The following is a 10,597-nucleotide window of genomic DNA, read 5'->3' on the forward strand; positions in this document are numbered from 1 at the left end:
GCCCTGCCCACGAGGGGGAGATGCCGGCAGGCCAGAGGGGGGCCGTAGAGCACCGGCCTCAACGCCGCCCTACCCCAGCAACCGCTTCCCCAGCCTTGCACATTGCACGCGAATATCCGGTATGGCGTCGATCTCGAAGAAGGTGCCGCGGGTCAGTGGCCCGACCGCCAGGATCTTGGCCGAGACGGTGCCATCGCTGGCGATGACCTCGCAATTGTCCGATACGTCGAGGCCAAGGCGCAGCGGATCAGGCCGGGCCAGCCCGCGGTCGACCAGCGACCGCACCACACTGTTCGACGTTGTCGAGATGTCCCTGGCGATGCCGGTGCAATCGTAGATGCGGGCGACGTCGAACGTCTCGATGGTTTGCGTGTGGCGGGACTGGACCTGCACGCTGAATTCGTCGCCCGCCGTGATGCCGACGACGCGTCCGGCGACAAGCCGGATGCGGCCCGACTGCACTGCCTCGGTGACACGGGCGTAGACTTCCGGCGCCATGCGATGGCGGTGGATGTCCCACCACGCCTTGGTGTGCTCGACGAAGCGGCGCTTGGCCGAAGACGGCCAGTTTTGCCAGATCTTCTGGTTGAACGGCCTGAGACCGTCGACGACGTCGCGCCAGTCAATGCCGGCCTTCTGGTTTTCCCGGATCAGGTCGCGAAACCAGCCGACGAAATAGGAGAGCTGGGTGCCGAGCGGAATGTCGGCGACGTCGAGCTTGATCGGATTGCCCTTGCGATGCGGCGAAGGCAGCAGGCCGCGCCGCGACACCGCAATAATCTCGCCGCGATGGCCGCGCTGTTCGAGCGACAGGAAGGCATCGACCATGCTCAACCCCGTGCCCAGCACCAGGACTCGGGCTTCCGGGTCGAGCTCGGTGTCGGCCTCCGATCCCATCCTGATCGCATGGCCGTGGCCGGCGCCCGGCTCCTCGTCATGTCCGGTCGCCAGCACGGCAAGGTGGGCGACGACGCTGGTGCCGTTGGCCAGCGCCACCTCGACCCCGGACCCGGTCGGCGAGATCGACAGGCTCTCCTCGCGGATCAGGCGAAGACGCCCCGTCTCGCGCGCCTCGAGCTCGTCCAGCAATTCCTTCAGATAGCGGGCATAGACGCTGCGCGGTGCGTAGACCGGCGCCTGCTCTGGGGTTGCCAGGCCGCGTTCAAGCAGCCAGCGCCAGAAATTGCCGGGGTCGTCGGCATAGGCGCTCATGCCGGCCGCGCTGACATTCAGCACATGCGCCGACAGCAGCGTGGAATAGGCGATGCCCTGGCCGAAATGCGGACGCTTTTCGATCAGCGTGACACGAAGATCGGGATTGGGCGACTTCAACAGATGCGCGGCAAGGACGACGCCGCTGGCGCCGCCGCCGACGATAATGATCGAACCTGGGACAACCGAATTTGCGCGGCCGGTCATGCGCGGACCAATTGCCTCAGGAGCCGTCGGTTCCGGCTCAGGCCTGGATTTTCAACGCTGCCGAAAGGTCGTCGTCGCCGGCGATATCGCGCATCTCGGCGAGGCTGCGCTGATCCAGCACCTCGGCGATCGCTTGCCGGACCTCCAGCATCAGACGTCGGACTTGGCATGTCGCCTCGTTGCAATCTTCACAGCGCTGATACCGGGTGCGGCTGGCGCAGGGTGTGGGAGCAAGCGGTCCGTCGAGCACGCGCACGACGTGGCCAATCTTGATTTCATCCGCCGGCCGCGCCAGGCGGTAACCGCCCTCCTTGCCCTTGCGGCTCTGGACAAAACCGGCATTGCGCAGTTCGCCGAGGATGGCGTCGAGAAATTTCTTCGGGATGTTGTTTGCGGTGGCGATATCGCCAACGAAAGCGAGCTGACCAACCGGCAGCCGCGCCAGATGGATGAGCGCCTTGAGGCCGTATTTGCCCTTTCTTGTGAGCATAGACCGAACGTTTCTCTGTCATGCGATGGAGCAGGGCCACCGGTTGCGAAACGCCTGGCGTGCGTCCCCACCGCGTCCGCGTCCAGGGTTTCAAGACACATAAATTCTAGTGACATGATATACAAGACGGGCACCGTTGATTTTGCTTGATTTTCAAGCCGCTGCGACTACTTGCCGGACGTTCTTTCCCTCCTGAAGCTGCGGGGCATGCCAGAGGTGACAGCCTGCGCTCGACGCTCATGCGGGTGATCGCCGCGATATGGACATCGCTCAATTCCTTTAATGTGGATAAGACTACTGTACTTAGCCCGAATACAGGGACCGGTTTTCAAATCGTCGGCCATTCGCAGCATCTATTTGCCGAAGCTGCGCGCAAAATAGGAAATGCCTGTTTGCGGCGGGCCGCGCATTCGCCGGTCGTCCGAAACGCCGCCAGGCCTGAGGTGGTTCGAGTGTCAGGGGAGCGAACGGTTCGCCCACACCAGTCCGCCCAGGCCGACCAGCGCAGTGACGATGCCGTTATAGAGCCATTGCGACTGGCCTGTCATGAAGCTGCCGCCGACGAGGCCGATGCCCTGCAGCGACCACAGCGCACCGATGGCGAGCACAATCAGCGCCAGCAGATTTTTGATCAATCTCATCGTCGGAATTCCCTTCCCAAGTCGATCGTCAATTCCGCCATGACCGCGATGGCAAGGCGAAAGGAAGCGACCCGATCGCTCTCACATCTACTTGCATAACAGGGCCGGGTCTTGCCGGAAAAACCCCGGTGCTGGTGCGAAGACCACCAGACATACATCGGCGCAGTCCCAACATTCCATGACAGACTGTTTCCCGCCGACTCCAAACGTGTACTGTAGTCATGGAACCGCCAGACGACTGCTGCATTTCCTGCCATATTCGATCCGTAACGGCCGGGTCTGTCAAACGGAGTCCCTTGCCGCAGATGAAGAAACCCAACCAGACCGCGCTTGTCGCGGTGACGATCGCGGCTGGCCTGATGGTCGCCGCATCCCCTGCCGCCGCGCAATGCGGCCGCGCCTCCTGGTACGCGCTGCACTCGAAGACCGCTTCCGGCGAGCGGATGAACCCGTCGGCGCTGACCGCCGCGCACCGCACCTTGCCTTTTGGCACCAAGCTGAGGGTCACCAACCGCAACAACGGCCGCAGCGTCGTCGTGCGCATCAACGACCGCGGCCCGTTTATCAAGGGTCGCGTGATTGACCTGTCGAAAGGCGCCGCGGGGCGGCTCGGCTTCATCAGCTCAGGCCATACCGCTGTGTGCACCGACCGCATTTGATGCCACGCGTCTAAGATATGCCGTCCGGTCTCACGGCCGAATGGCCGCGTCGCCCCTGCGGTCAAGACCTGGGTTCCTCGCCCACCGCGAAGCGGGGAGAGGTGGCCGCCCACGGGTCTTGCCTTTGGCAAGCCCGAGGACAGGCTCCGCGGCCGCAGAGGGGGCTTTCGTAGAGCGCGGTTCCCCCCTCTCCGTCTCGGCTTTGCCGAGCCACTCTCCCCCACTTTCGTGGGGGCGAGGAACCCAAGCTGGAATGAAGCCGCGATTTTTCCCCTCTGTCCTGCCGGACATCCCCCGGCAAGGGGGCGATGGACGTCGCTTCGGCTTTCGCGATTCACCATCCCCCGGAAGGCAGGCGGATGAGGAGCAGCGCAAATCTGAAGATTACCCGTTGCCGGCCTTCGCAGTCGCACAATAAGCCGGCTCCCGCCGTTCAATGCTGGTTTTCAACATCTTAGACGAAAGTATCAGCATAAATCACTTCACTTGACGTATTGCATCGCAGCAGTTTGTTGTTAACCTTCCGGCGAGAGATTCAAGGCTCGGCGCTGCGTCGTCCCTTCGGTCGCAGCAGCGGGGTTTTCGATGTTCTACCAGTTCTACGAAATGAACCACGCCGCCGTGCAGCCGGCCCGCCTCTATGCCGATGCGGTGCGGATGTTCTACACCAATCCACTCAATCCGTTCACGCACACGTCCTGGGGCCGCTCGATCGCGGCAACGGCCGAATTGTTCGAGCGCACGACGCGCCGCTACAGCAAGCCGCAATTCGGCCTGACCAAGACCGTGCTCGACTGGAAAAGCGTCGATGTCACCGAAAAGACTGTGTGGTCGCGGCCGTTCTGCAATCTGCTCCGATTCGAGCGGGCGGTTCCCGTCGGACGCCGGCCTGATCCGAAGCTGCTGATCGTGGCGCCGATGTCCGGCCACTATGCAACGCTGCTGCGCGGCACGGTCGAGGCGATGCTGCCCCATGCCGACGTCCACATCACCGATTGGGTCGACGCCCGCATGGTGCCGCTCAGCGAGGGCAGCTTCGACCTCGACGACTACATCGATTACATCGTCGACATGCTGCATGCGCTGGGGCCCGACACCCACGTGATGGCGGTGTGCCAGCCTTCGGTGCCGGTCCTGGCGGCGGTGGCGCTGATGGAAACGCGCGGCGACCCGTTCGTTCCCTCGACAATGACGCTGATGGGCGGGCCGATCGACACCCGCCGCAATCCGACCGCGGTCAACCTTCTGGCCGAGGAAAAGGGCGTCGACTGGTTCCGCGACAACGTCATCATGCAGGCGCCGTGGCCGGTACCGGGCTTCGGCCGCGAGGTCTATCCCGGCTTCCTGCAGCTTTCGGGCTTCATGAGCATGAATCTCGACCGCCACATCATCGCCCACAAGGACTTCTTCATGCATCTGGTGAAGAATGATGGCGACAATGCCGAGAAACACCGCGATTTCTACGACGAGTATCTGGCGGTGATGGACCTGACGGCGGAGTTCTACCTGCAGACGGTCGACACCGTGTTTGTCCGCCATGCCTTGCCCAAGGGCGAAATGACGCATCGCGGCGTCGTCATCGATCCCTCTGATATCCGCAATGTCGCCCTGTTCACGGTCGAGGGCGAGAACGACGACATTTCCGGCCTCGGCCAGACCCAGGCCGCGCACGACCTCTGCATCAACATCCCCGCGGACAGGCACGCTCACTACATGCAGCCGGCGGTCGGCCATTACGGCGTCTTCAACGGCTCGCGCTTCCGCTCCGAAATCGTGCCGCGCATCGTAGACTTCATCACCAGCTATGGCCGCCAGACCCGCGTTGCGGTGAGGCCGAAGCTGGTTCGGACCGCCAAAAAGTAAAGATGTCCCGGATGGCAGCCGCCGTTCAAGTCGACCTGTTGCACAATAGCCGCGCTTTCGGCTGCGCGGGTAACCATATCGCAAAACTGGCCGTTGGTATAATTGACAGGGACTGTAGATCGCCCTTAACGTTTCATTAACAACAAGGGACGAGGGGGACAATGATTTCCTCACCAATGGCGAGAGGGCTGCGCGTGTGCGCCCTGTTAGGGCTGGCTCTTGCGACAGGCTGGTCTACGGCGGCTTCGGCGGCCGGGCCAATGGCAACCGGCGGCCCGACATCGCAGCCGATCGGCCATTACGATTTCTGCAAGACCAGTCCGGCCGAATGCTCGATCCACCCGGGCAATCTCGCCCCCGCTACCATGACAGGCGCGCTCTGGCGCAAGATTCTCAGCGTCAACGCCAGGGTCAACAACGCCGTCAAGCCGATAAGCGACATCGACATTTATGGCAAGGACGAGGTCTGGGCCTATCCCGTCAGGGGCGTTGGCGACTGTGAGGACTATGTCCTGGAAAAGCGCCGCGAATTGAACCGCTTGGGCGTGTCCTACGCCAATCTTCTGATGACCGTCGTGCGCAAGCCGGACGGCGAGGGCCATGCTGTGCTGACCGTGCGCACAAGCAAGGGCGACTACGTCCTCGACAATCTGGACGGAAAGGTCCGCTCATGGGACCGGACCGGCTACCGCTTCCTCAAGCGGCAGGCGATAGACAATACCGGTCGCTGGGTGTCGATCCGCGATGGCCAGCCGGTCCTGGTCGGCGCGGTCCAGTAGGCCTCTTTCTCCCCGTTTACGGGGACAAATGCACGGTCCACCCTCCGCAGCTGCAGCGCAGCTGCTGCGGAGGACGGGCAGGGCAATGAGGGGCGGCGCCAACATCGACCATTGATCGCCTCCACACGAGTCGGGCAAGTCCTACGTCCGCCCCAGCGCGGCGCGGATCGATGCGGTGATGCGGCGAAGCTCCGCCTCGTCTAGTTTTTCGATGTTTTCGGCCAGGACATTGGCCAGTTCGGTGGCGGCGGGGCTGAGGCCCGACGTGTCGAGCTTCACCCGCGGGTGCGAGGTCTCGGCCAACCGCGCGAGTTCTTCGGCATCGTCCCAGATGACATTGAAGTAGCCGATGATCTTCTGGATCAGCGTCCAGGTCGGCGCGCCGCGGCGGCCGTGCTCCAGCGCCGACAGATAGGCGGCGCTGACGCCGATCGCCCTGGCCATGGCCTTTTGGCTGACGCCGCGTTCGCTCCGCAGGGCGCGAAGCTTTTCGCCGAACGGGGTCACAAGTCCATCCTCGTGGGGTGCACCCTCATGCGCGCATCCGCATTAGCGCGCGCGCCGCAAGCGGACATAGAGCGCGCCTGAGCCGCCATGCTTGCGGGCGGCGTGGTCGTGGCTGGAGACGAGCGGCCTGAATGCGGGTGTCGACAGCCAGGCCGGCACGGCGCGCCGCAAGATGCCGTCGCCGCCGGACGAGGAACCCTTGCCGGTGATCACCAGCACATAGCGGATGCCGACGGCATGCGCCCGGTGCAGGAAGGAAAACAAAAGCGAATAGGCTTCGTCCTGGCTCAGGCCATGCAGATCGACGCGGCCTTCGATCGGCAGCCGGCCCTTCGACAGTTTTTCCAGCGTCGGCTCATCGAGCGCATGCGAAACATGCTGTGCCTTGGCTTTCGTGGCCGCAGCAGGAGCCATCGCCTGGGCACGCGGCGGCGGCTTCGCGTCATCACCGATGTCCGCCGGGATGTCGATGGCGGACTTGCCCTTCAGCGGCTTGGCCGTGCGCGCCACCAGGTTCCACAGAACCCGGTCGTCCTCGCTCAGCCTGTCGATGCGCCGGGTCATCGGCCGGCTCCCGGCACAAGCCGACGCGGGATCAGCGCGTAGAAATCGGCAGGGTTGCGGACAACGCCGGCGATCTCGCCGGCCGCATCTCCCGTACCAGTGAACAGATCGCCACGGGCCGGGCCGGTGATGGCCGAGCCGGTGTCCTGCGCGATCATCAGCCGCCGGAACGACTTGTTGTCGAAAGCGGTCAGCGACGGCGCGTCGATGTAGAACGGCGTGCCGAATGTATGCAGCAGACGGTCGACAGCGACGGAGCGGCCCGGTGTCAGCGGCACTTTGGCGGCAGCGATCGGCCCGAGTTCCGGGTCGTCGACCGCCGCCTCGCTGACGGAAATCTCGCGGAAGAAAATATAGGAGCGGTTGCGCCACAGGATCTCGTTGATGCGCTGCGGATGCGCCTTGAACCAGGCGCGGACCGACTGCATGGTCACCGCTTCCAGCGGGATTTCGCCTAGCTCGCTCAGGATCTTGCCCGGTCCGGTAAAGCGCTGGCCGGATTTGGCGGCATAGGTGACGCGGCAAAGCCGGCCGTCGGTCATGGTGAGCCGCGCGGAACCCTGTACGTGGATAAAGAAGGCGTCGACCTTGTCGGCGAGCCAGGCGATTTCCAAACCCTTGCCAGCCAAATCCTTGCCTTCGAACCCCTTGCCGACGAGCGCGCCGCGCTCGATCTCGCCGCGGTCGAAATACTCGACCGGTCCATCCGGCGTGGCGCGGCCGAAGGCGAGATAGGGATCCATGCCGTCGGGCCGGTTGGCGTCGCCGATGTCGACGAGATCGGCCGGACGCGACAGCAGCGGCACCGTAAATCGTTCGGTTCGCACCGGCGAGGCGTCGACCACCGGTTCATAGAAGCCGGTGACGAGGCCGGCGCCGCCGCTTTCCGCCGCTATGTGTGCCGGGATGAAATGCCGCTCGAAGAAGGCGCGGGCTTGGCGCCGGTCGGATGGCGAAACGGTGCGGCCTGCAGCATAGGCTTCGGTGAAGGCATTGAAGTCGACACCGAGCCCGCCGGAGCGATAGGGTTTCGCCAGGACATGAAAGGCCGAGCGCCGGAACGCAGCGAATGAGGCCAGATGGTCGTCGTCCTCCCAGCCGGGCAGATCGTCAAAGGATTTTTCGCGGAACGCCTGAGAAAGCGACACCGGAGCCTCGCCGTGGTCCGGGCTCAGTCTTCTTCCTCGGTGGCGACGAGCTTCCAGTTCGGGTCGCGCGAGCGCGTATCGCGGGCGAAGGTCCAGACATCCTTGACCTCGGCGACGGTTTCGGGATCGCCGTCGATGACGGCGCCGGCCTTGTCGCGCGTCGCCGAAATCAGTTCGCTGACGATGCGCAGCGTGATATGCGCCTCGCTGCCCTTCATCTCGGCGGAAACGATGTCGGCCTTGTCGATACCGACGAAGGAGGACTGGATCTTTTCCGATTTCGCCTCGCGGTCGCCGATCGCCGCTACGAAGCCGTCATAGACCTCGCGCGACAACAGGTTCTTCAGCGTCTTGCGGTCGCCATCCGCATAGGCCATGACGATCATCTCATAGGCCATCTTGGCGCCGTCGACGAAGGTCTTGGGGTCGAATGCCGGATCATTGTCCTTGATCGCGCGCAGGCCCTTGTTGAGATCGGTGTCAGGCTTGGCGAAGGCGTCGATCGCCGCATAGGCGTCGATTGCCGGCTCTCCCGGCGCTCGCTTGCGCGGCAGCGAGACCACGTTCTCGGGCTTTTGGGCGTCGTCGCGGGTGCGGCCCGCCGTATAGGGATCGAAGGGCGGGCGCTCACTGCCGGTGCGGCGGCCGAGCACATTGCGCAGCTGGAAAAAGATCACAACCGCCGCAACCAGAAAGAAAATCGTGCCGAAGTCGAAGAATCCCATATCTTCCGCCAATCAATCCCTACTCCGGCCGGACCGCCCGGCCAGGCAATGGCTGCGGTCGCATAGCGTTCAACATCCAAAGCATATAGAACGCAAGCTGCAATCATTCAAATTAAAGGCAGCCATACCTATCTAAAAGGTTCAGTGCCAGCGGCGATTGCCCGCCGGCCGGCAAAACATCGAAACGATCGGTCAAGATTTGCGCATTTCGCTGCTTCCCCTGTCCATCCTGGCGCTTCCGCTGCTGGAGATCGCCGGTTTCGTCGTTGTCGGCCGCCAGGTCGGCGCCCTGGCGACGGTCGGCCTGGTACTGGCTTCGAGCATCGCCGGCGCGCTGTTGTTGCGATACCAGGGTTTCGGCGTCATGACCCGGGTCCGTGCCGAAATGGACGCCGGACGTGACCCAAGCCGTCAGCTTGCGCATGGCGCCATGGTCGTGCTGGCAGCGATCCTGCTCATCATTCCCGGCTTCATCACCGACATTTTCGGCATTCTGCTGTTGCTGCCGCCGATCCGCGACCTCGCTTGGCGCCGGCTGAAAGGCCGCATCGTGATGGCCACCAGTTTCGGCACCGGCGGATTCCGGGCGAGGCCGCGCGATAAGACCATCGACCTCGACGACAGCGACTATTCGCGCGGCAACGAGCACGGCCCCGATCACAATTCCCCCTGGCGCCGCCTCAAGGACGAGTAGGTCGCCTTTAAGGACGAATAGGTCGGCGCGGCTCTCCCTTCTCCCCTTGTGGGAGAAGTTGGCCGAGCGAAGCTCGGTCGGATGAGGGGTGTTCCAGCTTGGCAATGACAGCCCTCCGTCCAACACCCCTCAACCGTCTTGGCGCTGCGCGCCAATCCACCTTCTCCCACAAGGGGAGAAGGGAGAGCAAAGCGCGCAAACCTTGTCTTGTCATGCCGACCATGGTAGCGAACGCCCGATTTCAATCCGGTCAGCAACGCTGCCGAGGCAAAAGGACAAAGGCTTATGGCCAGCAAAGACGACGCGCCGACCGGCGCGGCCAGTGGCAACGGCGACGCGACGCAGCCTTCGCTCAGCGTGCTCGCCCAATATGTGAAGGACCTTTCCTTCGAAAGCCCCGGCGCGCCGAACTCGCTGCGCGGCCGCGACAAGGCCCCCGGCATCGCCATCAACGTCAATGTCAACGCCAATCCGCTTTCGGACAAGCAGTTCGACGTCAATCTGACGCTGAACGCCAAGGCATCCTTCGATAAGGAAGTGCTGTTCAATGTCGAGCTGGTCTATGGCGGCGTGTTCGCCATCAGCGGCTTCCCGCAGGAGCACATGCTGCCGCTGCTGTTCATCGAATGCCCGCGGCTGCTGTTCCCGTTCGCCAGGCAGATCATCGCCGAGGCAACCCGCAATGGCGGCTTCCCGCCGCTGATGCTCGATCCGATAGATTTTGCACAGATGTTCCAGCAGAAGCTGGCCGAGGACCAGGCCGCCAGCAAGGTCCAGGTGAGCTGAGAAGGCTATCTCGGTAGGTTTGAAAAGCCTGGCGCGAAGCCGGGTTTTTTTCTTTGGGACGAGCTGCTCGGTCCTGAGCGATTGGATGCCGATCAGGAGTAACCGTCCACAGCCCCTTTCAGCAACCAATTTCAGAGGCAAATCGCAAACTTTGGAGATTAGCCGAAGCATCCCTCCGCTTCGTCATCCTAGGGCGGAGCAAGGAGCGAAGCGACGCGGCGCAGACCCTAGGATCCATGCCGTTCCGTCAGCCTAAGAATGCAGCGGCTCAGATTGGCGCTTGCATGCGCCACTGCGCTCGTTAGAGCGTCGGACGCTCAGG

The 10,597-nt window shown here is 63.3% G+C and carries 12 protein-coding genes; 5 read left to right on the forward strand and 7 right to left on the reverse strand.

The features are described from left to right. Positions 1-69: 69 nt before the first annotated feature. The 3 genes from NMG70_RS30490 to NMG70_RS30500 all read right to left on the reverse strand — a co-directional run bounded on the left by NMG70_RS30490 (position 70) and on the right by NMG70_RS30500 (position 2,550). Positions 70-1,419 (reverse strand): FAD/NAD(P)-binding protein, encoded by a 1,350-nt coding sequence (locus NMG70_RS30490; protein WP_254027916.1) that lies wholly within the window; start codon positions 1,417-1,419, stop codon positions 70-72. A 37-nt stretch (positions 1,420-1,456) separates the two neighbouring features. Further along, positions 1,457-1,909 (reverse strand): RrF2 family transcriptional regulator, encoded by a 453-nt coding sequence (locus NMG70_RS30495; protein WP_254027917.1) that lies wholly within the window; start codon positions 1,907-1,909, stop codon positions 1,457-1,459. A gap of 455 nt (positions 1,910-2,364) precedes the next feature. Beyond that, positions 2,365-2,550, reverse strand: a complete 186-nt coding sequence (locus NMG70_RS30500; RefSeq protein WP_254027918.1) for a hypothetical protein — start codon at positions 2,548-2,550, stop codon at positions 2,365-2,367. A 305-nt stretch (positions 2,551-2,855) separates the two neighbouring features. On the opposite strand from NMG70_RS30500, the gene NMG70_RS30505 reads away from it, so the two are divergent. The 3 genes from NMG70_RS30505 to NMG70_RS30515 all read left to right on the forward strand — a co-directional run bounded on the left by NMG70_RS30505 (position 2,856) and on the right by NMG70_RS30515 (position 5,851). After that, entirely contained in the window at positions 2,856-3,209 is a 354-nt protein-coding gene (locus tag NMG70_RS30505; protein ID WP_254027924.1) for a septal ring lytic transglycosylase RlpA family protein, read from the forward strand. A 585-nt stretch (positions 3,210-3,794) separates the two neighbouring features. Further along, positions 3,795-5,072 carry a polyhydroxyalkanoate depolymerase gene (locus tag NMG70_RS30510; protein WP_254027919.1) on the forward strand — a complete coding sequence of 426 codons (1,278 nt, stop codon included), beginning with the start codon at positions 3,795-3,797 and terminating at the stop codon, positions 5,070-5,072. A 161-nt stretch (positions 5,073-5,233) separates the two neighbouring features. Further along, complete coding sequence (locus NMG70_RS30515) at positions 5,234-5,851, forward strand: transglutaminase-like cysteine peptidase (RefSeq protein ID WP_091592049.1); 618 nt, start codon at positions 5,234-5,236, stop codon at positions 5,849-5,851. Positions 5,852-5,992: 141 nt separating this feature from the next. Here the strand turns inward: NMG70_RS30515 and NMG70_RS30520 are convergent, their stop codons facing one another. The 4 genes from NMG70_RS30520 to NMG70_RS30535 are packed head-to-tail and all read right to left on the reverse strand — an operon-like array spanning position 5,993 to position 8,795. After that, positions 5,993-6,358, reverse strand: coding sequence for a helix-turn-helix domain-containing protein (locus NMG70_RS30520; RefSeq protein WP_023802676.1), 366 nt, complete (start codon positions 6,356-6,358; stop codon positions 5,993-5,995). A 42-nt stretch (positions 6,359-6,400) separates the two neighbouring features. After that, complete coding sequence (locus NMG70_RS30525; protein ID WP_254027920.1) at positions 6,401-6,922, reverse strand: Smr/MutS family protein; 522 nt, start codon at positions 6,920-6,922, stop codon at positions 6,401-6,403. Further along, positions 6,919-8,070 carry a murein transglycosylase A gene (gene mltA / locus NMG70_RS30530; RefSeq protein ID WP_254027921.1) on the reverse strand — a complete coding sequence of 384 codons (1,152 nt, stop codon included), beginning with the start codon at positions 8,068-8,070 and terminating at the stop codon, positions 6,919-6,921. Before mltA ends, NMG70_RS30525 begins: the two co-directional genes overlap by 4 nt. Before the next feature lie 23 nt (positions 8,071-8,093). Beyond that, positions 8,094-8,795 (reverse strand): Tim44/TimA family putative adaptor protein, encoded by a 702-nt coding sequence (locus NMG70_RS30535; protein ID WP_023802679.1) that lies wholly within the window; start codon positions 8,793-8,795, stop codon positions 8,094-8,096. 199 nt (positions 8,796-8,994) lie between these two features. Between NMG70_RS30535 and NMG70_RS30540 the strand changes: the two genes are divergently transcribed. Together NMG70_RS30540 and secB are read left to right on the forward strand one after the other, a co-directional pair. Beyond that, positions 8,995-9,489 (forward strand): FxsA family protein, encoded by a 495-nt coding sequence (locus NMG70_RS30540; protein ID WP_254027922.1) that lies wholly within the window; start codon positions 8,995-8,997, stop codon positions 9,487-9,489. Between the two features lie 285 nt (positions 9,490-9,774). Then, positions 9,775-10,275: a protein-export chaperone SecB gene (gene secB / locus NMG70_RS30545; RefSeq protein WP_254027923.1), complete on the forward strand. Its 501-nt coding sequence runs from the start codon at positions 9,775-9,777 to the stop codon at positions 10,273-10,275. Positions 10,276-10,597: the final 322 nt, after the last annotated feature.

Source organism: Mesorhizobium ventifaucium, assembly GCF_935822925.1.
Classification (GTDB): Bacteria; Pseudomonadota; Alphaproteobacteria; order Rhizobiales; family Rhizobiaceae; genus Mesorhizobium; species Mesorhizobium ventifaucium.